This window comes from Bacillus sp. YBWC18 (genome assembly GCF_002998775.1).
Classification (GTDB): Bacteria; Bacillota; Bacilli; order Bacillales; family Bacillaceae; genus Bacillus.
This window is the reverse complement of record NZ_PVRI01000003.1, coordinates 186,820-212,202: the sequence shown is the minus strand read 5'-3', so window position 1 is coordinate 212,202 and position 25,383 is coordinate 186,820. Positions and strand designations below refer to the sequence as shown.

General features: G+C 42.2%; 28 protein-coding genes and 1 riboswitch. Of the genes, 6 read left to right on the top strand and 22 right to left on the bottom strand.

All coding sequences use genetic code 11. From position 1 onward, the window contains the following. The first annotated feature begins 53 nt into the window (after positions 1 to 53). Positions 54 to 479, top strand: a complete 426-nt coding sequence (gene fosM / locus C6348_RS10490) for a FosM family fosfomycin resistance protein (RefSeq protein ID WP_034660458.1) — start codon at positions 54 to 56, stop codon at positions 477 to 479. Between the two features lie 129 nt (positions 480 to 608). Here fosM and C6348_RS10485 read toward each other — a convergent pair whose 3' ends face one another. The 8 genes from C6348_RS10485 to C6348_RS10455 all read right to left on the bottom strand — a co-directional run bounded on the left by C6348_RS10485 (position 609) and on the right by C6348_RS10455 (position 7,378). Next, positions 609 to 1,466 (bottom strand): polysaccharide deacetylase family protein, encoded by an 858-nt coding sequence (locus C6348_RS10485; protein WP_106042967.1) that lies wholly within the window; start codon positions 1,464 to 1,466, stop codon positions 609 to 611. A gap of 65 nt (positions 1,467 to 1,531) precedes the next feature. Next, positions 1,532 to 1,861 carry a PTS sugar transporter subunit IIA gene (locus tag C6348_RS10480; protein WP_034660460.1) on the bottom strand — a complete coding sequence of 110 codons (330 nt, stop codon included), beginning with the start codon at positions 1,859 to 1,861 and terminating at the stop codon, positions 1,532 to 1,534. A gap of 19 nt (positions 1,862 to 1,880) precedes the next feature. After that, positions 1,881 to 2,204, bottom strand: coding sequence for a PTS sugar transporter subunit IIB (locus tag C6348_RS10475; RefSeq protein WP_106042965.1), 324 nt, complete (start codon positions 2,202 to 2,204; stop codon positions 1,881 to 1,883). Between the two features lie 12 nt (positions 2,205 to 2,216). Further along, positions 2,217 to 3,650 (bottom strand): glycoside hydrolase family 1 protein, encoded by a 1,434-nt coding sequence (locus C6348_RS10470; protein WP_106042963.1) that lies wholly within the window; start codon positions 3,648 to 3,650, stop codon positions 2,217 to 2,219. Beyond that, the gene (locus C6348_RS10465; protein ID WP_223251558.1) at positions 3,647 to 3,904 is read right to left on the bottom strand and encodes a mannonate dehydratase; all 258 of its coding nucleotides are present in this window, start codon (positions 3,902 to 3,904) and stop codon (positions 3,647 to 3,649) included. The genes C6348_RS10470 and C6348_RS10465 overlap by 4 nt, the downstream gene beginning before the upstream one ends. After that, complete coding sequence (locus tag C6348_RS19050; protein ID WP_223251553.1) at positions 3,826 to 4,005, bottom strand: hypothetical protein; 180 nt, start codon at positions 4,003 to 4,005, stop codon at positions 3,826 to 3,828. Before C6348_RS19050 ends, C6348_RS10465 begins: the two co-directional genes overlap by 79 nt. Before the next feature lie 14 nt (positions 4,006 to 4,019). Then, positions 4,020 to 5,330, bottom strand: a complete 1,311-nt coding sequence (locus tag C6348_RS10460) for a PTS sugar transporter subunit IIC (protein ID WP_106042961.1) — start codon at positions 5,328 to 5,330, stop codon at positions 4,020 to 4,022. 89 nt (positions 5,331 to 5,419) lie between these two features. Beyond that, positions 5,420 to 7,378 (bottom strand): BglG family transcription antiterminator, encoded by a 1,959-nt coding sequence (locus tag C6348_RS10455; protein ID WP_106042959.1) that lies wholly within the window; start codon positions 7,376 to 7,378, stop codon positions 5,420 to 5,422. 136 nt (positions 7,379 to 7,514) lie between these two features. Here C6348_RS10455 and C6348_RS10450 point away from each other — a divergent pair, with 136 nt between their 5' ends. Further along, positions 7,515 to 7,727, top strand: a complete 213-nt coding sequence (locus C6348_RS10450; protein ID WP_223250412.1) for a hypothetical protein — start codon at positions 7,515 to 7,517, stop codon at positions 7,725 to 7,727. Between the two features lie 48 nt (positions 7,728 to 7,775). Here the strand turns inward: C6348_RS10450 and C6348_RS10445 are convergent, their stop codons facing one another. From C6348_RS10445 to C6348_RS10420, 6 genes are all read right to left on the bottom strand, one after another. Beyond that, positions 7,776 to 8,201, bottom strand: a complete 426-nt coding sequence (locus tag C6348_RS10445; RefSeq protein WP_034660466.1) for a YwqH-like family protein — start codon at positions 8,199 to 8,201, stop codon at positions 7,776 to 7,778. A gap of 282 nt (positions 8,202 to 8,483) precedes the next feature. Continuing rightward, the gene (locus C6348_RS10440) at positions 8,484 to 8,747 is read right to left on the bottom strand and encodes a YwqI/YxiC family protein (protein WP_106030678.1); all 264 of its coding nucleotides are present in this window, start codon (positions 8,745 to 8,747) and stop codon (positions 8,484 to 8,486) included. Positions 8,748 to 8,785: 38 nt separating this feature from the next. Then, positions 8,786 to 9,211: a YwqH-like family protein gene (locus C6348_RS10435; RefSeq protein WP_106042957.1), complete on the bottom strand. Its 426-nt coding sequence runs from the start codon at positions 9,209 to 9,211 to the stop codon at positions 8,786 to 8,788. 295 nt (positions 9,212 to 9,506) lie between these two features. Then, positions 9,507 to 10,913: a Na+/H+ antiporter NhaC gene (nhaC, locus tag C6348_RS10430; protein ID WP_106042955.1), complete on the bottom strand. Its 1,407-nt coding sequence runs from the start codon at positions 10,911 to 10,913 to the stop codon at positions 9,507 to 9,509. 140 nt (positions 10,914 to 11,053) lie between these two features. Continuing rightward, entirely contained in the window at positions 11,054 to 12,478 is a 1,425-nt protein-coding gene (gene aspA, locus C6348_RS10425; protein WP_066031535.1) for an aspartate ammonia-lyase, read from the bottom strand. 28 nt (positions 12,479 to 12,506) lie between these two features. After that, positions 12,507 to 13,496 (bottom strand): asparaginase, encoded by a 990-nt coding sequence (locus C6348_RS10420; protein WP_003215391.1) that lies wholly within the window; start codon positions 13,494 to 13,496, stop codon positions 12,507 to 12,509. 207 nt (positions 13,497 to 13,703) lie between these two features. Here C6348_RS10420 and C6348_RS10415 point away from each other — a divergent pair, with 207 nt between their 5' ends. Continuing rightward, a complete protein-coding gene (locus tag C6348_RS10415) occupies positions 13,704 to 14,051 on the top strand; it encodes a helix-turn-helix domain-containing protein (protein ID WP_003214932.1) in 348 nt (115 codons plus the stop codon). Positions 14,052 to 14,112: 61 nt separating this feature from the next. Here C6348_RS10415 and C6348_RS10410 read toward each other — a convergent pair whose 3' ends face one another. From C6348_RS10410 to C6348_RS10390, 5 genes are all read right to left on the bottom strand, one after another. Next, a complete protein-coding gene (locus tag C6348_RS10410) occupies positions 14,113 to 14,580 on the bottom strand; it encodes a helix-turn-helix domain-containing protein (RefSeq protein ID WP_034660471.1) in 468 nt (155 codons plus the stop codon). Between the two features lie 98 nt (positions 14,581 to 14,678). Then, the gene (locus C6348_RS10405) at positions 14,679 to 15,206 is read right to left on the bottom strand and encodes a YfjD family protein (protein WP_034660472.1); all 528 of its coding nucleotides are present in this window, start codon (positions 15,204 to 15,206) and stop codon (positions 14,679 to 14,681) included. A gap of 21 nt (positions 15,207 to 15,227) precedes the next feature. Further along, positions 15,228 to 15,986, bottom strand: a complete 759-nt coding sequence (locus C6348_RS10400) for a hypothetical protein (RefSeq protein ID WP_106042953.1) — start codon at positions 15,984 to 15,986, stop codon at positions 15,228 to 15,230. A gap of 12 nt (positions 15,987 to 15,998) precedes the next feature. Next, positions 15,999 to 17,195, bottom strand: coding sequence for a DUF6861 domain-containing protein (locus C6348_RS10395; RefSeq protein ID WP_106042951.1), 1,197 nt, complete (start codon positions 17,193 to 17,195; stop codon positions 15,999 to 16,001). 4 nt (positions 17,196 to 17,199) lie between these two features. Continuing rightward, positions 17,200 to 17,523, bottom strand: coding sequence for a WXG100 family type VII secretion target (locus tag C6348_RS10390; protein WP_034660474.1), 324 nt, complete (start codon positions 17,521 to 17,523; stop codon positions 17,200 to 17,202). Positions 17,524 to 17,749: 226 nt separating this feature from the next. Between C6348_RS10390 and pepT the strand changes: the two genes are divergently transcribed. Together pepT and C6348_RS10380 are read left to right on the top strand one after the other, a co-directional pair. Then, positions 17,750 to 18,982 carry a peptidase T gene (gene pepT / locus C6348_RS10385; protein WP_106042949.1) on the top strand — a complete coding sequence of 411 codons (1,233 nt, stop codon included), beginning with the start codon at positions 17,750 to 17,752 and terminating at the stop codon, positions 18,980 to 18,982. Positions 18,983 to 19,269: 287 nt separating this feature from the next. Then, the gene (locus tag C6348_RS10380) at positions 19,270 to 19,449 is read left to right on the top strand and encodes a hypothetical protein (RefSeq protein WP_003215411.1); all 180 of its coding nucleotides are present in this window, start codon (positions 19,270 to 19,272) and stop codon (positions 19,447 to 19,449) included. An 83-nt stretch (positions 19,450 to 19,532) separates the two neighbouring features. Here C6348_RS10380 and C6348_RS10375 read toward each other — a convergent pair whose 3' ends face one another. Next, the gene (locus C6348_RS10375; protein WP_106042947.1) at positions 19,533 to 20,210 is read right to left on the bottom strand and encodes a DUF3298 and DUF4163 domain-containing protein; all 678 of its coding nucleotides are present in this window, start codon (positions 20,208 to 20,210) and stop codon (positions 19,533 to 19,535) included. Positions 20,211 to 20,421: 211 nt separating this feature from the next. Then, a riboswitch (SAM riboswitch) is annotated at positions 20,422 to 20,534 on the top strand. Positions 20,535 to 20,621: 87 nt separating this feature from the next. Here C6348_RS10375 and C6348_RS10370 point away from each other — a divergent pair. Next, positions 20,622 to 21,746, top strand: a complete 1,125-nt coding sequence (locus C6348_RS10370) for a 5-methyltetrahydropteroyltriglutamate--homocysteine S-methyltransferase (protein WP_106042945.1) — start codon at positions 20,622 to 20,624, stop codon at positions 21,744 to 21,746. Positions 21,747 to 21,799: 53 nt separating this feature from the next. Here the strand turns inward: C6348_RS10370 and bglH are convergent, their stop codons facing one another. Then, on the bottom strand, positions 21,800 to 23,218 hold the full coding sequence (bglH, locus tag C6348_RS10365; protein ID WP_106042943.1) for an aryl-phospho-beta-d-glucosidase: 1,419 nt from the start codon (positions 23,216 to 23,218) through the stop codon (positions 21,800 to 21,802). Then, a complete protein-coding gene (locus C6348_RS10360) occupies positions 23,190 to 25,097 on the bottom strand; it encodes a beta-glucoside-specific PTS transporter subunit IIABC (RefSeq protein ID WP_106042941.1) in 1,908 nt (635 codons plus the stop codon). The genes bglH and C6348_RS10360 overlap by 29 nt, the downstream gene beginning before the upstream one ends. Positions 25,098 to 25,383 lie beyond the last annotated feature (286 nt).

Here is a 25,383-nt window from a genome sequence, read left to right as displayed (position 1 = left end):
CTTGTAGACCCCATCTACAGGCTTTTTTTAAAATATGTTTTGAGGTGAATGTGATGTCGATAAAAGGAATCAATCATTTGTTATTTTCTGTTTCTGATTTAGAAACCTCTATTGATTTTTACACAAACGTATTTGACGCCACTTTATTAGTAAAAGGAAAAAAGACAGCTTACTTTGATTTGAACGGGCTATGGCTTGCCCTGAATGTGGAAAAAGACATTCCTCGTCAAGACATTCAGCACTCTTACACGCACATCGCTTTTTCAATTGATGAAGAGGATGTAGATCACATGTACAACAAGCTAAAACATTTGAACGTCAACATCTTGCCAGGCCGTCCGAGAGATGAAAAAGATCATCAGTCGATCTACTTTACGGACCCTGATGGACATAAATTTGAGTTTCATACCGGGACCATGAAAGATCGAATCGATTATTACAAGCAAGAAAAAGCTCATATGGAATTTTTTGATGAATGATAAAAAAACAGAACTTCCATCTTCATGAAAGTTCTGTTTCGCCTTTGAACCACCCAAATGTCGATTCACCAATCATCACCGTGAAACTTGTCGTAAAATGTTTCATGTGAAACATTTGTGATTTGATCTCTATCGATTCCCCTCTACCAGTCTGCCAAAGCTTTCGGGTGAAAGTCCCGGTGACACGCGGATACGATGCAAGGACATCATGCCTTGTTCTTTTTTCGCATGTCCTGGTTCAGTGGTGACAGCCATTTGATAACCGGCTTCCTTCGCTAGCTTCAGCGTGTCTTCGTTATAGCGCCCAACAGGATAACTGACCATTCTCGTATGCTGAGAAAATCGTTGATCAAAGAATGCCTTTGATCCTTTTAATTCCTCTTTCTGCTGCTCCTTTGATAAACGATTGAGCTCTAAATGATGAATGGTATGACTCTCAATCGAAAGCCCATTTGCTATCATTTCATCCATCTGTTCATCCGTTAAGTGGTTCGGGCGGCCAATGGATTGCGCAATCATGAAAATCGTTGCCTTCATTCTATACTGCTTTAAAATCGGGAATGCCTTTGTATAGTTATCGGTATATCCATCATCGAATGTAATGAGGACACACTTTTCACTTGGCTTCGTATTTGTTGTGAAGACGCGGTAAGCTTCTTCTGGCGACAGCGTGACATAGCCGTTGTCCTTCAACCATTTCATATGAGCCGCAAACTCGCTCTTTGGTACACGAAGCGAGCTGCCGCTGGAGATGCTGTGATACATCAAAATCGGAAGCTCTACCGGCTCCTTTTGCTCAATCCAGCTTTGTGTATCAATCTCTGCTGCTTTTGTCTGCTGAATCTCTTCTGTTTCTTTTGCTAGTAATGGACCCTTTTCCTCTTTGACTACTTGCTGGTTTCCTATCGTTTGCTCCTTCGTTCCCATACAGCCCGAAATGAGCAGCACCAAAAGACCAACCACAATCAACATACATGTTTTTTTCATTCACCAATCCTGCTTTCTCTCTATCTACCGAATGATTATAACAGAAATTGGTTAATAGCTGATATCTATTTTGACAGGGCGTTCATTTTTTTACACATTTCGATCATTTCGATGGCGAGCAGATGAATGGTCTCTGTTGTGAGCATTTGATCTTCTGCGTGTATCAGCAGTAAAGAAAAGGGAAGCTGCTCACCTGCCGCCTCTTTTTGGATCAGCGACAAGTGCAGGTTGTGGATGCTTCGAAACGCTTCCTCCCCTTTTTCAATCAACTGCTGTGCTTTTTCAAAATCATCTGCTCTTGCTAGACGAATCGCTTCGACATAATGACTTCTTGCCTCGCCTGCATGAGCAATGATTTGAAAGGCTGCTCCCTGCATTTCCTCTAATACCGTCATCTGCTTCTCCTCCAATTACTTAAGATTCATTTGCTAGTTTCAGAGCATGCTCTAGTATTTTTTCCCCGTTCGCTGTTCCGTATAATCTCACATTGATGACATCGACAGGTATTTGATAAGGTGCAGCGGTTTTTTCTGCTGCCTTTTTCATAAAGCTTACTTGCGGTCCAAGTAAAATCACCTGAACATCTCCTCCATGCTCTTCTAATTCATCCGCAATGGCCCCTTCAGGTATGGCGTAGATATCATAATCCAGCCCTTTAGCTTCTGCAGCAGCCTTCATTTTGGACACTACAATGGACGTCGACATTCCTGCGGCACAAGCGAGAATGATTCGTTTCATATCCCATCACTCCTATCGATAGATGACTTCTGTTTCAACCTTCAGTTCCCTTGTTTTAATTAATGTCTGGTACCAATACGCTGATGCTTTCAACTGGCGATTTCGTTCATTTTCCAGCTGGATTTCGACTAATCCGTAGCGGTTTTTAAAGGCATTCATCGGTGAGACATTATCCGTAAAAGCCCACAGCATATAGCCCGTGCAATTTGATCCTTCTGCTTTCGCTTGAAGTGCCCGCTTCAAATGCTGGCTGATAAATGAAATGCGATACTGATCATCAATGATACCGTCTTCATTTTTAAACCGTTCTTCCTTTTCTACACCCATCCCGTTTTCGGCTACAAACCACTCGATATTTCCGTATTCTTCTTTTATTCTCATCCCCATATCATAGACAATGTTTGGGTAGATTTCCCAGCCTCTGAATGGATTCATTTTTCTCCCTGGCAGCTCAAACATATCGTAATAATAAGACGGATGAAATGGCGTCCCTTCGTTCCACGCCTTACTCGGCGCCTTGACACGATGCGGATAGTATAAGTTGAGCCCGACGACATCGACCGTATGATTCTTGATGACCTGAAGCTCTTCCTCTGTCGCATCAAAAAGAATATCATGCTTTTTCAACACATCGAGCAATTTCTCTGGATATTCCCCTTTGATGGAGGGATCTAAGAACATTCGATTGAAAAACAAATCATACATCCGTGCCGCTTCTTGATCATGCGGGGCAGAGGATCTTGCATACGTCACTTCTGGATTGAGAATCACCCCGATTTTTGCACCTGTCGATTCCTTCAATCCCATCTCCCGAAACAGCTTCACCACTTTTGCTGTTGCCAGCGCTTTATGATAGTTCCACTGCATCCATTTTTTCGTATTTTGCTCAAAGGGATAACGGATGGCATCTAGATAAACACGTGTTTGGACAACAATTGGTTCATTAAAGCTAAACCAATGTTTGACCCTGTCCCCGTAGCGCTCAAACACTTTTTCCGCATAGAGAACAAACAGCTCGACGACATGCTTTGATGACCATCCGCCATACTTCTCAAGCAAAACGGCAGGAAGCTCATAATGCTCTAAGCAAAACATTGGCTCTACACCTGCTGCAATTAATCCATTGATCAAGTCATCAATGTAACTGGCATAGGTCTCATCCACAATCCCCTTCTCGTAATCTATGAGAAACCTCGACCAATTGATCGATGTCCTATAATGTGTCAGTCCAATCTCTCTCATTAAGGCCACATCTTCAGGATAGCGCTCGTAAAAGTTCGTCGCACCAGCCGGACCATATCCTTCGTGCCACACGTGATATCCTTCCTTATACCATGAATCAATGTACGAATCCTGATGCACCTGCTTTCCCTTCCATCCTTCTGTTTGCCAAGCAGAAGCCGCTGCACCTAGGATAAAATCACTTGGAATCTCGATTCTGTTCATATCGCTACCTTCCCTTTCCTCGTTTGAACGTGAAGCCCCTCCCAAATTCCTTGCAAATACACAGCCCCAAGTGCTCGATCATATAAACCGTAGCCAGGTCTGCCTGTCTCGCCAAAGATCATACGTCCATGATCCGACCGGACATAGCCATTAGAGCCCTCTTCAAACAAAGCCTTCACAATTGCCCCCATATCAAGGCTTCCTGCTGACGAAAGGTGCGCTGACTCTTCAAAATGACCATTTTCATGAACGATGACATTTCGTCAATGAGCAAAGTGGATGCGCCATTTTTCGCATATTTACGCCCAAGTGAAACGGGATCATCCTCTCCATACCACCTACATTGCATGTTCATTCATGCCCCTCCTTTTATTCTGAATCTGGTGCCGCTTCTGGTTTGCGGTTAGACAAGAGAACAAATGGCAAATAGATGAAGACTGCTACTACAATACAGATGAGCTGTGTAATGACAGCTCCCATGCTGCCAGCGGTTGACAGCCATGCATTCACAATCGGCGGTGTCGTCCACGGCACCATCACGACTGCTTTTCCAGCAAATCCTGTAGCCGTCGCAATATAACCAATCGTCCCTGTCACAAGCGGTGTGACGATAAATGGGATTGCCATCACAGGGTTTAACATAACGGGTAATCCAAAAATAACGGGTTCATTGATGTTGAAGAGGCCCGGCCCAGATGAGAGCTTGGCAATGCTTCGCATCTCTTCCCTTCTTCCAGCAATAAAAATCGCAATCAAAAGCCCAATGGTCACACCTGAACCACCAATACTCATATACACATCCCAAAATGGCATCGTGATGATATTCGGAATCTCTTTTCCCTCTTGAAATGCTGTCATATTCACTGCAATCGATCCTAATAAGAGCGGCTCCCGGATCGGTTTGATCATCTGGTTGCCATGGATGCCGATCACCCAGAAAAATTGCGCCACAAACATCAACGTTAAAATCCCCGGCAGACCCTGTACAACACTTTCTAGCGGGCGCTGCACCACGTTATACACTGCTTCATGCAAATAAATGCCTGTCAAACGGTGAAATGCAAAGCCGAATGAACTAATGATCGTAATCGTAATGATCGAAGGAAAAAGTGACGAAAAAGATGTCGCAACATTCGATGGAACAGAATCTGGCATCTTGATTTGCAGCCATTTCACCTCGGTCAGCTTACAAAAGATTTCCACAGATACGATCGCAATGATCATCCCTAAAAATAAACTTTTTGGATCGGAAAATTGCCTTGCCAGTACATCTACAACCTCACGCATCGATCCATCCACTTCAAGAAGTAGTGTTGTTGGAATAACAGATATAAATGAAATCAATGCCATCAGCCCTGGGAACAGGGACTTGTGTCCGTTGATTTTCCCAAGCTCTATCCCGATGAGGAACACAGCCCCAATCGTTAAAAAGTTCAGCGTGGCATAATTGATTGCCTTCATAATTGGCTGAAGCTCCGCTAAAAATCTGAACATCTCAAAATGAGCAAGCCCTGTTTCCGGGCTCATGATCATATTTGCCACCAATACAGCAAAAGCCCCTGTAATGATGATTGGCATCAATGTGACAAATGCCTGTTTAATCGCCATAATATACTTCTGATTCGTGATGCGATAAGCCACATTCCCCATGACGTCTGCCGCTTTCTCCTTGAAGCTCATGATCCGTCTCCCCCTTTGCAAAAACTCGTGATCATCCTCCTTTTTGATGTTATTTTAAAAGCGCTTTCATTAACATCTAATCTTTTTCCTCACAGATGCGGAAATGGGTGTCCCGTTTTTTCATTCGGATGCTCCAATACTTGAAGCGCCGCCGTCAGTTCCTCAAATGAAGCGGCCTTGATGAGTTGTTCCACCACTTCCTTCCGCTCTGTCAGCCGCACAAGAAATTGATAAAGCGACTGTAATTCTTTTTGATACGTCTTCTGGATACTCAACAAACAAACGACTTGTACTCGATCTTCACCCCACAGCACCGGTTTTTTCAACGTGCAGATCGCACAAAACGTGTCATCTGTTGCCGGCTTCATCGGATGAGGAATCGCGACCAAATGACCGAACGATGTCGGGGACACTTGCTCTCTTTCCAGCAATAATTGTTCAAACTCGTCCGGGATGCGATGTTGTTCCTTTAGCACGTTCACAAAAAATTGAAGAACCTCTTCTCTTGATTGAAGGTCTTGCTGATAAAATGTCAGCGCCGGACTGACATACCGCAAAACCCCTGTATCCTGTGGATCCTGCACAAAACGTTTCAGCCGTACAATATCATCGTCACTTAAAATCGTATGTACATCAATCACTGGCACCGGCAATGTGTTCTGAAGCGGAATGGTACTAATAATAAAATCAATGCTTCTCAAATCATACGAAGGAAGATCCCCAACACTTGCAGTTCCAGCGATCTCCAGCCTTCCGCTAAAAGCCGCCGTCAGCTTATGAAAAAGGAGCTGACTGCTGGCGACACCCGTTGCACACACAATAAGGCATCTCTTTCTCACATGCTGTGATTTTGTCCGCTCGATTGCAGCACCGATATGGAGCGCCAAATACCCAATCTCATCCTCATGGATCTCGACCCCCTCTTTTTCCTTCAGCCATCTCCCCATATAGACACCCGCTTCAAATGCAATGGGATAATGCCTTTTAATGTCCGGTAAATAGGGGTTACGAATGTTCATATCGTACTTAAAACGATGAATGGCGGAACGCAAATGAAGACTTAATCCAACGATCAACTCCTTATCAAATTGAATATCAAGTGACATGTGCTCCTCTACATAAGCAAGTAATTGGTGAGTGAAGCGAAAGTGATCTTCGTCTAGAAGGTGAAATAGCGTATGGCCGTCATCTCCATATGCCATCATCTTGGCTCCCATCAAGTGAATCGCAATGTACGCCATTTCAGATAACGGAAAATCAATAGCTAATACATGCCGAATATCTTCTGCCATTTGTTGAGCCACTTGAAAAACAGGCTGCACTTGAATGTCTTTCAATTCCGCTTCTGGCATCATGACTAGTTTTTTCTCTTCAATTCGTTTGCATGCAATGGCGATGTGGGTGACTAAATTACTTAAACCGATCTCTGACAGATGAAGTCCGCTTGCTTTTGTACGTGAACGCACAATGTCCTGAACCAATTGATACGTTTCTTCAGGTAACAGCGCAGAGTTCGCATGCTCTTGCTGAAACACATGCTCAGCCATACAATATCTTAATTTCATTTCATCCCCTGTCAGCCGCAATCCATATTTAGGGCGATGTGCTACAGAAAGTCCATGTAATGAAAACAAATGTCTGACCGCTTTCAAATCATTCTTCACTGTCGATTCACTCACAAATAGTTCCTCTGCCAACCCATCTAATTTGATATAGTCTTCAGACAGAAGCAGCCTTTTCAATAGATACGCCACACGGTCTTTAGGCTGATTGGGAATGACCTGTTCCTTTTTTTCGTTTCTTTCTCTCAGCGACTTTTTCAAAAATGTACGTAATGCCCCATAATCCTCGACGGTCAATGTATACCCTGCCCCGCGTTTGATATGTAGTGCGGCTCCATGTTCATCTATTATAGATTTAAGCGCTTTCATATCTGTTCGGATGGTTCGTGATGTGACGCCAATCATGCGGGCAATTTCTTCACTTGTCAGTTCCTGCTCCGCTTGCATCAAGCGTTTCAGGAGCTCCTCCTGACGTAAAGATAGCATGGGCTCTCCTCCCTTGGCATTTACTTTTGCCTATCATCATAAACGAAAATAGAACTCTTTGCCCAGTTTTTCTTACAAATCGGGAACCTCAATATGGCTCAATCGTATGATGATGAAACAAGAGGAGGGATGCATCATGGGTTCTTTTATGTTTGTTGTTATGATCATATTGGCTTCTTTAGGAGCAATCATTGCCCACCTGTTCACATCAAAGGATAAACGTACATCTGCTAAGCGTTCTTCACATCACAGTTCAACGACAAGTACCTATACTGATTCATATACTCATCACGCTTCTGATGCCTCCTGCGGGGGAGATTCAGGCGATAGCGGTGGTGGATGTGACTAAACAAAAAAACAGCCGCTCGCTTATGAGACGGCTGTTTTATATTTTATTTTAAAGAGCTTTCCAGCCCCGTTCAATCAAATGTTTAACATCCTTTGCAAAATCCTCGCCCTTTTCCATCACGTCCTGGGCTCTTCCGGCAAAATTACTGGCAACAGCCAGCTCCATTTTTTTTAATTCAAAGTGCAAGATTTTTTGATCAAGCTCGGTTATATATTTTTCATACTCATTGTTCACGATGTCGTGCATTACATGGTAGGCGTCTTTTCGGTGGCGATGAAAGTCGGTTCCTCTCTCACCTTTCCATGACGAATCTAGAGCAGGCTTCTTAATTTCCTTTATGTCTGACTGCGCAAGATCTTGTTCTGTTCGAATATTGCTTTTGGCTGTCTTTAACCGAGAGATCATTTCATCAAATTCTGCACGTCTGTTTTCAATTCCCATATGCAGATGGTGTAGCATCTCGGATAAACTCATGTCATCCACCTCTATCGGACCTCATACGAAAGCACAGCGTCAGAGCCTTGGAAGCTATCGACTCACTTGATTTTTCCAATCCTGACATTTCTATCGTTTCGCTTTCATTAAGTATAGTATAAGGTGAAAAGCCTCAGTCTTAAATAGGGAAAAGGTGTCCTTTTAGTGACGCGTTTGGAAGAAAAACGGAATAATACAAGGTCGTACATCCTGAATTATATATAGGTACTTAGATCTATAATTCATATCATTCCATTAAACCCCAAAGAAACCGAATGCCAATTATTTTGCCGCAATCGCTTCGTCCTGTTCTTTTAAGGTTTTCACATTCGAGCGCGTGTCCTGGACATTTTTGATTAAGGCTTCTTTAAAGTTTGAGACCATTTCGTTCACCTCTGCCTCACGTGCCGTCCACTTGGTCACAAATTCAAGGCTGTTTTCACCCGCTTTATCTGCTGCTTTTTTCATCGTTAAAGCTTCGACTGCTTGGGAGACTTCATCTAGTTGATTCATAACTGTTTGGTAGTTTAACTTAATTTGTCCCATCGTGATATCCTCCAGATTTGTTCAGTGTGAAAGCAGCTTTAAAAACTGTTCCATGCTTTTGAGATCAAGCGTTTGGCGTCCTCTACTGCGTCTTCTCCTTTTTCAGCAAGACGTGCGGCGTCTCCAGCTAAAGAACTGGCAAAGGATAACGCAGCCTGTTCAGCTTCTAATGTACTGATTTTGAATTCGATGCGGCTCACGTAGCGTGGGTATTTGTCGTTCACAATCGTTTGCAGCGCATCATGTGCTTCATTCCGCTCTGATTTGAAATCCTTGCTTCGCTCACCTTTCCAGGAGGCCCCAAGCTTTGGCTGCTTGATTTGCTTCAGGTCTGTTTCTGCCGTATCTTGTTCACGTTCGACCTTACTTTTCGCCTTTTTAAGTCGAGCGATTTTCTCTTCAATTTCTGCTTTTTTACTTGTAATGCCACCGTTTAGGGCAGACAGCATATCCGACAAGCTCATTATGGGTTCCTCCTCCTGTCAAAAAATAAAAACGCTGCTTAGAGTTCCTCTAAACGAGCGTAAGGTGAATAGCACTTTTTCCAATATTGTTATTATAAGGTTCAAAGACTCATGTTTGAATAGGGATTTGTACCCTTTTTATGGGATAAATATGCTTTCGTTCTGCTTCACATTACCCCTTTAGACCTCTTTTATAAAGGGTCTAAACTCCCGATCATCTTTTTTATATCATATGTAGTCTCTCGGTCCTAGGACAAGCAAAAGCCGCCTAATTGAGGCGGCTTTTGTAAACGGCTTATGAAGCCGATTCTTCTGAGTCTTGTTGATTTTTGACGTACCAAATGAATTTCCCTGTATATCCGTAGATAATGGCAAGAGCAATGGCAACAAAGCTCAACCACATAAATGGTAAATATGAGAATGTCGAGACGCCTAGAATTCCAGCCATGTAAATTCCGTTATCTGACCACGGAACCATACCAGACGTCATTGTTCCACCGACCTCAGCGTTTCTAGATAGAACGCGTCTGTCTATTTTCAATTTATCGTAGCTTTTTTCCATAATTTTCGGTGTAAGAATTAATGAAACGTACATTGCACAGCCAAAAATATTTGCGAAGAATGCAACAACAAGTGTAGATAAGGTTACATTTCCTGCATTATATAATTTCTTCTCGAAAGTAGCGACAATCACTTTTAAGACGCCGAGATATTCAAGTACGCCACCAAAACCAAGCCCGAGAATAATGACAACTAAAGATCCAAGCATATTCACAATACCGCCACGATTTAACAGCGTATTTAAGAAATCTACATCTGAATTAATAGAGAAGCCATTGTATGCTGAACCAATCGCATCTGCTGGATTCATTCCTTGGAAAGCCATCGCCCAAATAGATCCTAAAAGAGCACCAATGGCAATAACAGGCATTGAAGGTTTCTTAAATACGAGCAGTAATACAACCACTACTGCTGGGATGACCATCCAAATGTTGATGGTGAATGTATCATGAAGGGCATTTTTCAAAAATTCTACCTTATCTTGATCAATGTTGCGTCCGCCATACATAAAGCCTGTAACCGTAAACATAATGGCCGTAATGACAAAGGCTGGTACGGATAAAACCATCATCGCTCGAACATGCGCCAGCACGTCCACTTTTGAAAGAGAGGAAGCGAGCACTGTACTATCTGATAATGGGGATAATTTATCTCCAAAATAAGCACCAGATAAGACGGCACCTGCCACGATCGGAAGTGGGATACCTAGCCCTTCACCAATTGCGATCATCGCAATCCCTGCCGTTCCAACCGTCCCCCAAGAGGTTCCTGTTGCAATGGACATGAGTGCACAGATGACAAGTGTAGCTAATAAGAAGATATTAGGATGAATAAACTCTAGACCGTAGTAAATTAACGTAGGTACAACTCCACCTGCAATCCATGTACCAACAAGTGCACCTACTGCAATTAAAATTAAAATGGCTTCTAGACCATTCGATATCCCTTTTGTGATCGCATTTTGAAGATCCTTATATGAATGCCCCAATCGAATACCTAATGCGATAACTATAAACCATGAGATAAACAATGCTAGTTGGATATCTAATTTGAAATAAAGAGTAAAAGATAAAACAATTGCTAAAAATAAGCCAAGCACAGACACGACTTCTAACATAGACGGCAGACGTGGTGATTTCATTGTGTTTCCTCCCTTTGTGAGTGCGTTAAGCGTTTTCAAAATATTGTGAAAAAAGTGTGTCAATTCGAAAGAAAGTGAATTGCCTGTTTTTCTCTATTTCACAGGCAATTCGACATATTAATAAAATAAAATTTTTGATATTATTCCCGTTCTAGCAGTTCTTGTCCTGCAATACCAGGCTTTGTCATCTCGTATGGATTCAAAATAATATCAAGTTCTTCTTCTGTTAACACATCATTTTGCAAGCAAAGATCTCTAATGGATTCTCCACTTAAAATAGCTTCCCTTGCGATTCTAGCCGCGGCTTCATAGCCTAAGTGAGGGTTTACCGCAGTAATGACGCCTGCACTTTTTTCTACATATTCTTTCAAACGTTTTTCATTTGCTTCAATGTCCACTAAACAATGATCTGTGAATGAGCGGAATCCGTTATTCATTATACTAATAGATTGAAGCAAGTTAAAGACCAAAACAGGCTCCATCACATTTAACTCAAGCTGGCCTGCTTCAGAAGCAAGACAGATGGTATGGTCGTTCCCAATGACCTGGAATGCAATTTGGTTAATGAGCTCTGCCATAACTGGATTGACTTTCCCAGGCATAATGGATGATCCAGGCTGACGAGCGGGCAATGCAATTTCAGCAAGTCCTGCACGTGGACCAGATGCCATTAGGCGAAGGTCGTTGGCAATCTTAGACATGTTCATCATGCATACTTTTAATGCGGCGGACACTTCTGTGTAAGCATCTGTATTTTGCGTAGCATCAACGAGATGCTCTGCGCCTACAAGCGGAAGACCAGAAATATCTGCTAGCTTCTTCACCACGATTTCAATATAACGAGGATCTGCGTTTAGGCCTGTCCCAACAGCTGTTGCACCCATATTCACTTCATATAAATGCTGCTTTGATTGGTTGATCCGTTTAATGTCACGGCTGAGCACGCGGCTGTATGCCTCAAATTCCTGTCCTAAACGAATTGGAACAGCATCCTGCAGGTGTGTACGTCCCATTTTGATCACATGATCAAATTCTTTTGCTTTCTTTTTGAATACGTCCTGCATCGTTTGCATTGTTTCAAGCAGAATGTCTAACTGCTTCAATACAGCGATGTGGATCGCTGTTGGAAACGAGTCATTCGTCGATTGTGACATGTTTACATGTGTGTTTGGGCTTAAATGGATGTATTCACCCTTTTGATGTCCCATGATTTCTAGCGCTCTGTTTCCAATCACTTCATTGGCATTCATATTCATCGACGTTCCTGCGCCGCCTTGGATTGGGTCTACAATAAAGTACTCATGCAGCTTGCCTTCAATAACTTCATCAGAGGCTTGTACGATGGCATTTCCAATTCCTTCATATAAACGTCCAACTTCCATATTGGCTTGAGCTGCTGCTTTTTTCACGATGGCAAAGGCTCTGATCAGTTCCTCGTGCATGCGATATCCTGTAATCGGGAAATTTTCTTTTGCACGAAGGGTTTGAACCCCATAATACACGTCTGCCGGAATTTCTTTTTCACCCAGAAAATCCTTCTCATAGCGATAAGTTGCTTGAACCATCTGATATGACCTGCTTTCTATAGAATAGTTAAATCACTAAATCTTCTGCGATTGGCGTTTCCATAATCTTTTTCACTTCTCTTGGGTCTGTTGTTTTACCTAGTGCCCACATGAGTTTCGGCACGATTGCCTCTGTGTTCATGTTTCGTGAACGTGCCACCAGTTCTTGATTGATTTTGCGTCCTACTTCATACACGCTCATGTCTTCTCCTTCTTCAAGACACTGAGTTGTGATGACAACAGAAATGCCTTCTTCGAGCAATTCGTTGATTTTCTCTAAAAGGTTTCTTCCTTCGAAAGGAATACCGCCGCTGCCGTAGCTTTCGATCACGACTCCTTTGTAGACGCCTTTGATTGCATCTAAGAACTCAGGCTTTAGACCTGGGTGCAATTTCAAGAGACAAACGTCGGTGTTTAAAGATGCGTCTAATTTAAGCGGTTTCATTGACGATCTTTTTACTTTGCTATTGTATTCAATTTGATGGTTTTCAATCGATGCAATATATGGGTAGTTAATACTTTCAAATGCATCGTAGCTTTTCGTTCTTAGTTTAATTGCGCGTGTTCCTTGAATGACTCTGCCATCAAAGACAACATACACGCCGCCTACCCCGTCACATGCAAAACGAATCGCATCGGTGATGTTTTTCTTCGCATCTGTTTTCTTAAACGTAATCGGGATTTGTGAGCCTGTAATGACAATTGGCTTATCCGGATTTTGCAGCATATAAGAAAGAGCTGCTGATGTATAGGCCATCGTGTCTGTACCATGCGTGACAACAAAACCGTCATATTGATCATAATTTTCATAAATGGCTGTTGCAATATCCACCCAGTATTCAGGCTGCATATTTGTACTATCTATACTCATTAGGGACTTTGTGTCCATTGTATACTCTGCATTAATTTCGTTTAAATAGCTTAAAAGGTCCTCAGCTTTAACACCTGGAGCCAAACCGTTTTCACTCTCTACAGATGCAATCGTCCCACCAGTGGTTAAAAGCAATAATTTCTTCAACAGGTCCACCTCTTTCAATAAAATTACTTCGTTTGTCACACATATTATAAGCTAGCTTGTGCTATTCTATAATATACGCTTTACGCGTACCTTCATTGCCATTATAGTCACATAACGCGAATTAATCAAGAAATTATTACGCATAACGCGTACATTCCATGTCAAAATATGATATACTGTTGTTGTATATAAAGGAGCGTTCATGTAATGATACTCGATCGTTTAACCACCCTTAGAAAAAAGAAAAAATGGTCTCTCCAGCATACGGCAGATCGCCTAGGTATCGCCAAAAGCACCTATGCCGGTTACGAATCTGGGTACCGACGACCTTCGCTTGAAGCAGTGAAGCGGCTGGCTGATTTGTATGATACGTCCATTGATTTTTTACTTGGTAGAACGGACGAGCCAGAGATACAACGCAAAATCTCTGATATCAAAATTGAACTGACGGAAGCAAAAGAAGGAACCATCCTTGTCGACGGCGTTCCCCTAAATGATGAAGAAATCAAACAGCTTGTTGCCTTTATTCGGGCGAAAAACACTCTAAAAGTATAAACACAGAAAAGAGAGGCCCCTATCAATCGGGTGCCTCTCTTTCCTTTTTCCTATCAGCTGCTTATGAATAAGGAGAAGACAGCTGACTTAATTCCTCTAACCGCCGCTTCGCTTCATCTTTATTAAACGAACTATAATAGCGATAATTCTCATCATCTAAGATGCGGTAATGCTGACTAAGCACATTTTGCTGAAGACGAAATGTGCCTTTTTTGATAGACGTCCGCCACCAAACCTTTCCGCCAATCGTACGTTCCACCGATAGATGCAATTCATCATGTGCCACGACTTCCAGAATCTCAAGCGGATCATCCCCAAGTGTCCCTTTTAAAATGTCACTATCCCTGAATAATGCACATACGGCCGCAGTTTGCGTCCAGTTGAGGCGCAGCCTATTTTTTTCAACCTGCTGCAAATGCCGTTTCGATAGACCAAGTACCTCAGCCATGCGGTCCTGCGTATAATTCTTTTCTTTTCGAATCCGTGCCATTTGTTCTGTGACGAGGTCGATTACCATCTCTTTATCCATCTCTCATCACCTCTCCGAGTGTTCAGTCTTTACTGACATCATACACGATTTCTTCGAAAAAGTGGCACCTCATCCTTCGGAATCATGGAAAATACATCCTAGTCGATCTGCTCTTCGACCTGACCATGCTGCTGTCTCCAGTTCTCTTGGGCTGACTGATTTAAATATGGGTAGATCTCTTGTTTGACGGCTTGCTCGAATACTTCTTCATCTAAAATACTGTACGCTGGAATCTTGATCAATTTCCCGTCTATTTTCCGAATCAACACATCCATGAAGAGAAAACCCCGTACACTGTACCGATGCCTGCGCATATCGATGGATTGAATGTCTTGAAAAGGGATCGCTTGCCCGCGATGTAAAACCGCGCCATTCTTCCCGCGCTGAATGCGAAAAATCACATTTCCTCTCTTCGTAAAAGCCGGTAAAATCATCAAGAAAGAGATCCAGCCATAAACAATGCCTAGTAGTCCGCCTAAAAATAAAAACAATGTATAATTCGATTCAAATGTAAGAGCTTCTGAAAACAACCAAATACCGATGATACCGAAGCCGCCTGTTGCTAAGAATGCCCATACCCTTAAAAAGGTCCTGCTCCTCACTTCTATTACTTCACTTGGATTCAAGCGTCATTCTCCTTTTCTCCATTAGAATATAGAACGTAATCCGTCTCTATGAGCCGTCTCAATGCGAAATTCATTTTCTTTTATTCCCGACACAAGCCACGACTGTTCCTCACCTGGAATGACAAATAACATGGACTCCACATCAGGCGTATTGTTTTTGTCGTAGACGACCTTCATCAGGGAGTCCATCTTTCCTTTTCTCGCCTTTACATCAGAAACAAATGCCTGCACGAGTTCTTCGTTCTCTGCTCGATGAAGGAAGGAGGGCCACTCATTCTTCGCCTCACTTGCTTGCTCTAATAGCTTTTCAAATTCCTCTGCTTGCAGGGTGATGACAGGTGCAGGGTGTTCACTCATCTGTATGTTGAAAAAGTCAGTCACTTGCTCCTCTGCCAGCTGGTCGTCTTTCAGTTTTTGAATCTGATGGACTTGTTGATCATACAGCGTATGGTGCGCATATACGCCCATTTGTGTCGTGTGAAAGGAGGTACTGACTTCTTCATCTTTATCCCCAAATCGAGACGCCTTGACGGTGTGAGATGCATCATTCATCGCCTGAATGAAATGACGGTATTCCGCTTTATAACGATATTGTCTGTTTTGAAATTCAAGTACACCTTTTGCGAGCAAAGAGCGGCACGCAATTTCAAATAAAAACCCAAGGCGTTCGTCCTCTACATCAGGATAATAGGCTTCCTTTAAGGACATGCCCTGTTCAAAATAGCCTTCACTGTAAAAACTAAAGATGAGTTCCTCAATACTTAGACTTAGCTGATCCAACTTGATCTCTCCTTATCCAAAAGAAAATGCACCCTTAAAGAAATCGCCTGCACCTTTAATGAGCGAATCTGCGGTTTCTTTTGTTTTTTCTATCCCTTTATGTATCACCTGATTTGCCTGATCAATGGTGTCATTGACTGCTTTCACACCTTGACCCGCCAGCTCGAATGCTTGTTTCCCTTTATCGACGACCGCATGAATAGGGTCCTTTAATTTCACTGCAACCTGTTCAGCAAAGCCTGATGTCAGCTTGGCGACTTTTTCTCCTATAAATCCACCGACTGCTGAACCAATGGCTCCTCCGACAACGGTTCCAATCGGTCCTGCAAAACTTCCTAGAGCTCCTCCGACAACGGCACCTGCGACAGATCCGCCAGCGATAAAGACCGTGTTGTTCACTGCATTTCCAACAGCCTTCGCATTTTCACGCTTGAGGACTTCTGGCTGATCACCGAATTCTGCATAGTTCTCGGCAATTTTCAATCCACAGCCGACCGTTTCCGTTGCACCAGTGACAACCGTTGCAATGATGGCATTTCCTTTCGCGAATCTTGACCCATTTTTCAGAACAGACTTGATAGCAGCCGTGTCCTTCCAATTGATACTTCCTTTTGTAAAATCACGAACGCTATTCGTAAAGGCAACCGTATCGTCAGGATAAAATTTTGTGAATTTCTTATGGACCAAGTCAGCCATCGACCAGTTTGATCGTTTTAATAATTCTTTTTTACTCAGCCAAATCCTTGCTAGCCGGTCAAATCTCGTTCCTTCTACCCGGCTGGTCAGATCAAGCAGCAGCTTTGAATGCTGCGCTGCATACCGGCCATTGTCTTTAATGAAGGTCGTCATCCCAAGCCCATAGTATTTCGCCTGCATCATCACAATACCAGCTAAGCTCGTGATTGTACCATATTGATCATAGATGCTGTACATTTTCCGTAAAATATCGTCTGCTTCGACCATTTTATCTTTTGCATGACGAATCGCAATATCATCACTGCTCAATTTACTGATCAATGCTTGTCCTGCTCCCCATGCATCCCCGACACTTGAAAAACAGCTTCTATACCGAGGATCACAGCCTAAAATGAGACCATCCAGTTCACTATGTAAATCGCGGTGCTTCGTTTCAATGACAGACAATTCGCCTACAACATCATTCGCCAGTCCTGTCAGCTGATCTGGATCAACCACAATGTCACGTGCCATCACATCATCTCCCTTCTCGATTTCTTTCTCTCCGTTCTTCTCGTCTCTTTCGCTCAAGCTCTTCCATTCTGGCAATTTCAGCTTTCCGTTCCTCGATTTTGACCGCTGCGTCGCGCAGTTCCTGACTTGTTTCAAGCAAGTCCTTTTCAAATTGATCATAGCGTGACGTTGTTTCCTCAAAGCTTTGATCAAATTTATTCCTTGCTTCTCCCTGCCAGCCTGATCCTACTGCCTTCAGCCGATTCTCCAGCAGCTGCTTTGACTGCCGAATCTCATCAGCTGCTTCCTGAAACTTTTGAGCGAGTGCCAGCGTTTGACTAGAATCCAACTTTCGCACCCCTTTCTCCCAATTTAACGTACAAATGGATGATTTTATATGTCCTCATTATAAATAAAAAGACACCCAAAAAAATCACCCTAAAGAACCATTCAACACACCATCTAATGAAAGTAGGTCTTTTTCCTCTCTAATTGCCAGAGAAAACCTTTCTTGTTATGAAGCGCATTCAAGACGTGATAAAATGGACGTATTCTACAAAAGGAGTGACGTATAGATGAAAAAGGAAATGATTCAGCGTTTCACAAATTATGTGAAGGTAGATACGCAGTCAGATGCAGAAAAGGAAAGCTGCCCATCTACTGAAGGACAGTTGAACCTAGCGAGACAGCTAGTTGAAGAGATGAAGTCCATCGGGATTCAAGAAGTGACAATGGATGAAAACGGCTATGTCATGGGAACGATCCCGTCTAACACTGACAAAGAAGTGCCGACCATTGGCTTCCTGGCTCATATCGACACAGCCACTGACTTCACCGGCAAGAATGTGAAACCGCAGCTTCATGAAAACTATCAAGGCGGCGACATCACCTTAAATGAAAATCTACATATCGTTTTATCTCCAGCACAGTTTCCAAATTTACAAAAATATCAAGGACATACGCTGATCACAACAGATGGCACGACCCTGCTTGGTGCAGATAACAAAGCAGGTATCGCAGAAATTATGACCGCTATGCATTACTTGATTGAGCATCCAGAAATCAAGCATGGAAAAATTCGCGTCGCCTTTACACCAGATGAAGAAATTGGCAGAGGGCCGCACAAATTTGATGTTGATGCCTTTGGCGCTTCCTATGCTTATACAATTGACGGAGGACCGCTCGGGGAGCTGCAATATGAAAGCTTCAACGCAGCAGGTGCGAAAGTATCAATTAAAGGAAACAACGTCCACCCAGGGACAGCAAAAGACAAAATGGTCAGCGCTGCGAAGATTGGGATGCTCTTCCACAACAAGCTTCCTTCTGATGAATCTCCGGAATATACAGAAGGCTACGAAGGATTTTTCCATCTCACGAAGTTTGTAGGAGAAGTCGAAGAAGCAGAGCTGCAATATATTATTCGTGATTTTGATAAAGACAAATTTAACGATCGCAAAGCACTATTTGAAAAAATAGCAAATGACTTAAAAGCCATCTACGGAGAAAACAGCATAAATCTCAGCATTCAAGATCAATATTATAATATGAGAGAAAAAATTGAGCCGGTGAAACATATTGTGGATATTGCCCATGAAGCAATGGAAAACCGCTCAGTGACACCTGTGATCGAACCCATCCGCGGCGGTACAGATGGCTCCCAGCTTTCATATAAAGGTCTTCCAACGCCAAACATCTTTACTGGCGGGGAAAACTTCCACGGTAAATATGAATTTATTTCTGTCGAGAACATGGTGAAAGCAACAGAAGTCATCGTTGAAATCGCACGTTTATTTGAAGAAAAAGCATAGATATGTTTAAAACCGTTCCTGTTCGGGAACGGTTTTTTAATAAAAGTTTACAATTTTCTGAAACTTTTATGACAATTTTTCGTACTAATAGAGACAACACCAGAAAAATTCTTCTTGACGAGTGCAATAACTGGAAATATAATAGTTAAAAACAACCAGTATTTTAGACCTAAATTAGCAGATCGACTAAACCTTAAGAACTAAACCGATTCTGCTGCTTATTTTCAGTTATAAACATCACTCACCCTGTCTACACTAAAGAATAGGATGAATTGGAGGAATGTCATATGATGATTTTATTGATTATCGCTTCACTTTGCTGCTACTTACTATTCTCTTTCAAAAAAGATAACCGCACACCAAAACGAAAAAGCGCAGAGCTTTCGGAGTTTGAAATCTTTCGTATGCGCCGCCACTACAACGGAAAACGCCGTCATCCACTAAATGATGCACCTAAACAAGTATAAATCTAAAGAGAGAGCCTCATGAGGGGCTCTTTTTGTTTGAGTAAATAACAAAAAACGACCAGATTCATTGGCCGTTTTTCTTTTTATTTATATACCTTCGCAGGAACTTGAATCATAGGAATTCCTACATAATAAGGTGAAATTTCATATGGCTGGAAGATAACAGCAATTCCCTTTTTCGTGAAGTAATACTGCGTGTTGTAGTTGATTTCAATGTCACTTTTTTTCAGGTTCGCATAGAATTTGCTTTTATGTTTCTTTGTATAGTTATAGACATAATCTCTAACTTTCGTACGCTTTTTCTTCGTTTTCACAACATCTGTAAAAAACAGCTGCTTTGTCTTTTTCTTTGTTAACACATAGTTCATGCTGGAAACCATCGTATCCCCATGCATTCCACCATCATTCATGTAGTCATAGTTTAAGATACTGAGCTTCTTCCCATTGTTAAATTTCGTTTTAAACGATCTCTCGTACGTGATCTTCCCAAAGCCTTCCTTTTTCGCTTCGTCCTTTAAGAACAAGTACGTAGAATAAGAGAATGCGATATCTTCTTTTAAATCACGATTGATGGTTTTCATATGCGACTTGCTTAGGTTTTTCACCTGTGCATATTTGAATGTTTTTTTCTTTTTATAATAGTGTGTGCTTACTTTTGCTTTTTTTGCTTGTTTGGCATCCGCAGATCCAACTGAAGCAAACAACGAAACAATCAGCGAAAAAATGAGCAGGCTGATCATTAGGCCTTTTTTCATTGTCATAGTAAAAACCCCCATTTTTGTCTATTACCAATTGAGTATACCATGACAAAAGAACCAAAAGAAGCACTTTTTCCATATTATTCTTCCTTTTTCCACTTCGGGTTTGTTTACCATTATTTGTTTATGTAGAAAATTAAACAGTAAAAACCATTGACTTTCTCTCGAAAAAGTTGAATAATTATGTTTATTAAGAAAATTGAATCAAAAGGTAACCTTATTAAGAGTGGTGGAGGGACTGGCCCTGTGAAACCCGGCAACCGCTGTTCCTCGGAACAGAATGGTGCTAATTCCTTAAGCAAGCAGATGCTTGTTTGAAGATAAGGCAGAGTTCTCTCAGTATATGATGCTCTTCCTTATCCAAGGAAGAGCTTTTTTATTTGATTTTTAACCTGTAGAAAGAAGGGATTCAGCATGACACAAGTACAAACCATTGGAAAGAAAACAACGAAACCGCCATTCCGAGCAGATCAAGTAGGCAGTTTACTTCGTTCAGAACGTATCAAGGAAGCACGCAAGCAAAAAGCAGACGGTACGCTGACAGCAGAGCAGCTCCGACAAATTGAAAATGAAGAAATTACACGCATTGTGGAGAAGCAAAAAGAAATTGGATTAGAGGTTGTCACAGATGGAGAATTTAGACGTGCATGGTGGCATTTTGACTTTCTTGAGGGATTAGATGGGGTCGAAGGATTTGAAGCGGATCAAGGTATTCAATTCCACAATACGACAACAAAAGCGCGTGGCATCAAGGTAACGGACAAGATTGACTTTACAGATCATCCAATGCTAGAGGATTATCGATTCCTTCACAGCATCGCTGGTGATCATACAGCTAAAATGACGATTCCAAGTCCGAATATGCTCTTTTTCCGTGGAAAGCTTGAAGAAGGAGTATACGACAGCCTAGAGGCATTCCACCATGATGTGGCACAGGCGTATAAGAAAGCCATCCGTGCTTTTTATGATGCAGGCTGCCGTTATCTACAGCTCGATGATACCGCATGGGCCGTGTTCTTTTCTGAAAAAGGTCATGAACAAATCAAAGCCTTTGGCCGAGAAGAAGATGAACTTCGTGAGTCATTTGCGAAAACAATCAATGAAGCGGTTGCCGATCGTCCAGAGGATTTGGTGATCACCATGCACATTTGTCGTGGTAACTTTAAATCGACGTGGGCAGCTGAAGGCGGTTATGAAGCAGCGGCAGAAACGATTTTTGCCGGCTTAGATCTGGATGGTCTCTTTTTAGAATTCGACGACGATCGTTCTGGCGGTTTTGAACCCCTTCGCTATGTGAAAAACCCAAACCTCCAAATCGTATTAGGGCTTGTCACTTCAAAATATGGTGAGCTTGAGCCGGCTGAACAGATTAAAAAACGGATCGAGGAAGCGGCTCAATATGTCGACATTAACCAGATTTGCTTGAGTCCGCAATGCGGGTTCGCCTCAACGGAGGAAGGCAATCTGTTAACAGAAGAGCAGCAATGGGAAAAGCTGCGTCATGTGATTGAGATTGCAGATCAAGTGTGGACTTCATAGTCCCCTTGACGAAAAAAAGACAAACCGCAGTATGAGCGGTTTGTCTTTTTCTTTTAAGCATCTAAATGCTCACCATTCGTAGCAATCACTTGTTTATACCAATCAAAGCTTTTCTTTTTCTTTCTATCTAATGTACCGTTTCCTTCATTATCACGGTCGACATAAATGAAGCCGTAGCGTTTTTTCATTTCAGCTGTTGATGCGCTGACAAGGTCAATTGGGCCCCAGCTTGTATAACCAATCAGGTCTACTCCGTCTGCGATGGCTTCTTTCGCCTCTAGCAGATGGCTTCTGAGGTAATCAATTCGGTAATCATCTTGAATCGATCCGTCTTCTTCTACTTGATCGACAGCACCCAGTCCATTTTCTACGATAAACAATGGTTTTTGGTAGCGGTCATACAGCTGGTTTAGTGTTGTACGAAGTCCTTTCGGATCAATTTGCCAGCCCCAAGCACTTGCTTCTAGGTAAGGGTTTTTCACACCTTCAAATAGGTTACCACCAGTAACTTGTTCAAGAATCTCTGGATCTGTACTTGTCACAAAGCTCATGTAATAGCTGAAGCCAATATAGTCCACTGTATGGTTTCTTAGGATGTCTTCATCACCATCTTGGATCTCAATATAAATTCCATTTTCGCGGAAGTATCGTTTCATGTAACCTGGGTAGTAGCCTCTTGCCTGTACATCTGAGAAGAACAATGTTTTACGATCCTGATCCATTGCAGCAAACATATCTTCTGGTCTTGAGCTGTACGGATAAGTCGTCATCGCTGCAATCATACAGCCGATTTTCGCATCAGGAATGATTTCGTGTCCTGCTTTGACAGCTAAAGCACTTGCAACAAATTGGTGATGCGCTGCTTGATATTGAATGCTTTTCTCGTCATCACCCTCTTCAAATACAAGTCCGCCGCCAGTGAAAGGCGCATGTAACACGACGTTGATTTCATTAAAGGTCATCCAATATTTCACTTTGTCTTTATAGCGAGTAAACAACGTTTTCGCATATGTTTCATAAAGATCGACAAGCTTACGGTTTCTCCAACCGCCGTAGTTTTTCACAAGTGCAAGCGGCATTTCATAATGAGAAATCGTGACAACTGGTTCAATTCCATGTTTATGCAGTTCATCAAATACTCTGTCATAAAAAGCAAGGCCTGCTTCATTTGGTTCAGCATCGTCGCCATTTGGGAAAATACGCGGCCAAGAAATGGATAGTCTGAAGCACTTGAATCCCATTTCTGCAAAGAGTGCAATATCTTCTTTATAGCGATGATAGAAGTCGATTGCATCATGATATAAATTAAGATCTTTCATTGATTCATCAAATGGATGCATAATACCATGCGGTGATACATCAGCTGTCGATAAGCCTTTTCCATCTTTATTATAAGCACCTTCAATTTGGTTGCCTGCAACAGCGCCGCCCCATAAGAAACCTTTAGGAAATGTTTTTTCTAACTTGTTCATGTTGAATGCCCTCCTCATTTTCTTCTACACTGACTGTGAGCAGTGTCTCTTTCACTGTAATCGTGCCATCTGTTTTCGCATCAACTTGTGCGAAATCATTTGTATTGGTGACGATAATTGGTGTCGTGACATCATAGCCTTCTTGCTGAATGCCCTCGATATCAAATTCAACGAGCACATCTCCTGCTTGAACAAGATCACCTGACTGCACATGACTTGTGAAATGCTTTCCGCCAAGCTTCACTGTATCAATTCCAACATGGATGAGAAGCTCTGTGCCTTGGTCACTCTTTAAGCCAATGGCATGTTTCGTTTGAAAAATGGTTTCAACCTTACCGTTGAACGGTGCTACAACACGTCCAACTGTTGGGACAATGGCTGCACCTTTACCCATGATTTCATTAGAGAATGTTGCATCATTCACTTGATTTAGCGGCTTTAGTTGACCTTCAAGCGGGCTTTGTACCACTTCATTTTGAAGTGCTGCTGTATCTTTCTTTTCTTCTGGTTTGTCTGCTTTTGTATCATCTTTCACTGGTACATCTTTGAATCCTAGGACAAGTGTCATGATGGTTGCTACGACAAAGCCGATCACTAAACCGATGATTGAGTAGACAAATGTTGGGCCAACGAATGTTGGGATACCTGGAATACCTGCTGATCCCGACACAACATATGATTTTACTTTAAAGATCGACATGAACACGCCGCCTGCTGCTGCACCAATGAGGGCTGCAAAGAACGGTTTTTTCAATCGCATGTTCACACCATACATAGCAGGTTCAGTAATACCCATTAATGCTGTGATACTTGTAGACATCGCCAATGATTTGAATGTTTTGTTTTTTGATCTTAAGAAGACACCGAATGCTGCGCCTGCTTGGGCCATATTCGCTACAAACATCATTGGGAGAATGTAGTCAAAACCGTTTAACGTAATGTTGTTGATCATGATTGGAAGTAGTGCATAGTGCATACCCGTAATGATCAATGGTGACATGAAGCCGCCGATCAAGAATCCGGCCAAAATACCTGCATGTTTGAACAATAAATCAATTCCACCTGAAAGACCATTTCCGATAATCCCACCAAGCGGTCCTACCGCGATGAGCATAATTGGTACTACGACAAGAAGTGTGACCGTTGGAACAAGGATGATCTTTAATGATTTCGGACTATATTTTTCTGCGAATCTTTCAACATATGAGCCGAGCCAGATGGTGAGTAGAATCGGAATCACCGATGAAGAGTACACAACGGCAACCACTGGTAAGCCTAGAAATTCTGTATTTCCCGCACCCAGTAAAGCAGTTAACTGCGGGTGCAGTGCTGCTGCTGCAATGGCAGCGGCAATATACTGATTTGTGCCAAGTTTTTTGGCTACGCTTACAGCTAGTAAAATCGGTAAGAAGTAAAAGGCTCCGTCTCCGATGGCTGTTAAAATTGCATACGTGCTGCTTTTATCTGATATCCACTGGAACGTAAGCATGAGTGCCAATATTCCTTTGATCATACCGGCTCCAGCGATGGCTGGAAGAATCGGCGTGAAGACACCAGAGATAAAATCGAAAAGCTTTGATATCACATTTTGTTTTGATGCTTCTTCTGTACCGCCTGACTTTACATCTGTTGACAGTCCTGAGTCAGCAATCATCGCTTGATAGACATTTGAAACATCATTGCCAATAATGACATGATATTGGCCTCCGCTTTGATTCACACCCATGACGCCGTCTGTTGATTGCAGCTTCTCTTTATCCGCTTTGCCTTCATCGTATAAGTTGAAGCGAAGTCTTGTCATACAATGCGTGACGTGCTTGACGTTCTTTTCACCGCCGACAAGCTCTAGAACTTCTTTTGCTGTTTGTTTGTGGTTCATTGTATTACCCTCCAATCGTTGATTAAATCATGATATAGAAAAAACCTAAACATCCATTAATGTCCGAGAAATAGCAATTCAGACATTAATCGATATTTAGGTTTTGCCTGCTTAACCAGTAACAATCCTTCATAGCGATTGATCGTTATTTAATTTTTATAAGTCTTTAGATATAAAAAAACCTAAATCACGCCTTATCAAAGATAGGGACAATGATTTAGGTTTTGCCTGCTTGACCAGTAACAATCCTAAAAGATTGTGGGTTATTTCGTTTATAGTTATAAAT

Bases quoted from the DNA above. Each gene is read 5' to 3' on its own strand.
- fosM (WP_034660458.1), top strand. From the start codon at position 54: ATGTCGATAAAAGGAATCAATCATTTGTTATTTTCTGTTTCTGATTTA.
- C6348_RS19050 (WP_223251553.1), bottom strand. From the start codon at position 4,005: ATGAACATGCAATGTAGGTGGTATGGAGAGGATGATCCCGTTTCACTT.
- C6348_RS10480 (WP_034660460.1), bottom strand. From the start codon at position 1,861: ATGACGGTATTAGAGGAAATGCAGGGAGCAGCCTTTCAAATCATTGCT.
- C6348_RS10370 (WP_106042945.1), top strand. From the start codon at position 20,622: ATGACACAAGTACAAACCATTGGAAAGAAAACAACGAAACCGCCATTC.
- C6348_RS10485 (WP_106042967.1), bottom strand. From the start codon at position 1,466: ATGAAAAAAACATGTATGTTGATTGTGGTTGGTCTTTTGGTGCTGCTC.
- C6348_RS10470 (WP_106042963.1), bottom strand. From the start codon at position 3,650: ATGAACAGAATCGAGATTCCAAGTGATTTTATCCTAGGTGCAGCGGCT.
- C6348_RS10475 (WP_106042965.1), bottom strand. From the start codon at position 2,204: ATGAAACGAATCATTCTCGCTTGTGCCGCAGGAATGTCGACGTCCATT.
- C6348_RS10415 (WP_003214932.1), top strand. From the start codon at position 13,704: ATGATACTCGATCGTTTAACCACCCTTAGAAAAAAGAAAAAATGGTCT.
- C6348_RS10450 (WP_223250412.1), top strand. From the start codon at position 7,515: ATGGGTTCTTTTATGTTTGTTGTTATGATCATATTGGCTTCTTTAGGA.
- C6348_RS10380 (WP_003215411.1), top strand. From the start codon at position 19,270: ATGATGATTTTATTGATTATCGCTTCACTTTGCTGCTACTTACTATTC.
- C6348_RS10410 (WP_034660471.1), bottom strand. From the start codon at position 14,580: ATGGATAAAGAGATGGTAATCGACCTCGTCACAGAACAAATGGCACGG.
- C6348_RS10460 (WP_106042961.1), bottom strand. From the start codon at position 5,330: ATGAGCTTCAAGGAGAAAGCGGCAGACGTCATGGGGAATGTGGCTTAT.
- C6348_RS10440 (WP_106030678.1), bottom strand. From the start codon at position 8,747: ATGGGACAAATTAAGTTAAACTACCAAACAGTTATGAATCAACTAGAT.
- C6348_RS10435 (WP_106042957.1), bottom strand. From the start codon at position 9,211: ATGAGCTTGTCGGATATGCTGTCTGCCCTAAACGGTGGCATTACAAGT.
- C6348_RS10360 (WP_106042941.1), bottom strand. From the start codon at position 25,097: ATGAACCACAAACAAACAGCAAAAGAAGTTCTAGAGCTTGTCGGCGGT.
- C6348_RS10375 (WP_106042947.1), bottom strand. From the start codon at position 20,210: ATGACAATGAAAAAAGGCCTAATGATCAGCCTGCTCATTTTTTCGCTG.
- pepT (WP_106042949.1), top strand. From the start codon at position 17,750: ATGAAAAAGGAAATGATTCAGCGTTTCACAAATTATGTGAAGGTAGAT.
- aspA (WP_066031535.1), bottom strand. From the start codon at position 12,478: ATGGTTCAAGCAACTTATCGCTATGAGAAGGATTTTCTGGGTGAAAAA.
- C6348_RS10455 (WP_106042959.1), bottom strand. From the start codon at position 7,378: ATGCTATCTTTACGTCAGGAGGAGCTCCTGAAACGCTTGATGCAAGCG.
- C6348_RS10445 (WP_034660466.1), bottom strand. From the start codon at position 8,201: ATGAGTTTATCCGAGATGCTACACCATCTGCATATGGGAATTGAAAAC.
- C6348_RS10395 (WP_106042951.1), bottom strand. From the start codon at position 17,195: ATGGCACGTGACATTGTGGTTGATCCAGATCAGCTGACAGGACTGGCG.
- nhaC (WP_106042955.1), bottom strand. From the start codon at position 10,913: ATGAAATCACCACGTCTGCCGTCTATGTTAGAAGTCGTGTCTGTGCTT.
- bglH (WP_106042943.1), bottom strand. From the start codon at position 23,218: ATGAACAAGTTAGAAAAAACATTTCCTAAAGGTTTCTTATGGGGCGGC.